The organism is Bradyrhizobium sp. NBAIM03 (genome assembly GCF_020194055.1).
Classification (GTDB): domain Bacteria; phylum Pseudomonadota; class Alphaproteobacteria; order Rhizobiales; family Xanthobacteraceae; genus Bradyrhizobium; species Bradyrhizobium yuanmingense.
The window spans coordinates 1-471 of the sequence record NZ_JADYVS010000122.1; the positions used below are offsets into that span (position 1 = coordinate 1).

Annotated in this window: 1 protein-coding gene; it reads left to right on the forward strand. The window is 65.6% G+C overall.

Features of this window, described 5'->3' with window-relative positions; translation table 11 throughout:
• Positions 1–308: type II toxin-antitoxin system PemK/MazF family toxin (locus I6F21_RS37690; protein ID WP_225184379.1), on the forward strand; the 308-nt coding region annotated here is incomplete at its 5' end.
• Positions 309–471 lie beyond the last annotated feature (163 nt).

A 471-nucleotide genomic window follows, 5' to 3' on the forward strand; every position in this document is an offset into this window, starting at 1 on the left:
AGCAGGAGCCGGGCAAGCGAAACCGCCCGGCTCTTGTCATTCAGACCAACCTGCTAAACGATGCTGGCCACGCTACCACCATCGTCATCCCGGGCACCTCGGACGTTGAGCGCGAGGACTGCTTCCCGCTGCGTGTCGCGCTGGGCCGCCTGCCGGGCCAGGCCGTCGACGAGGCGACCGATCTGCTGATCGACCAGATCCGCGCGATCTCGAACGATCGCCTGATGGGCGACAAGCCCATCACGACGCTGAACACGAACCACATGCGCCGCGTCGAAGACGCGCTGCGGCTGTTGCTGAGCCTATGAGAGCCGTCCGCGGCACCCGCTGGATCGGCTGTGCTGCCTGCGGTGTTCTGCGCGATCACGTCCGTGAGACCGTTCAGCTCACCCCATTCGATGCCAACCAGGCAGGCGAAACCTGGATCTGCACGTTCTGCGGCGCTGCCCGTCTGCTTGCAAGGCCCTGCAG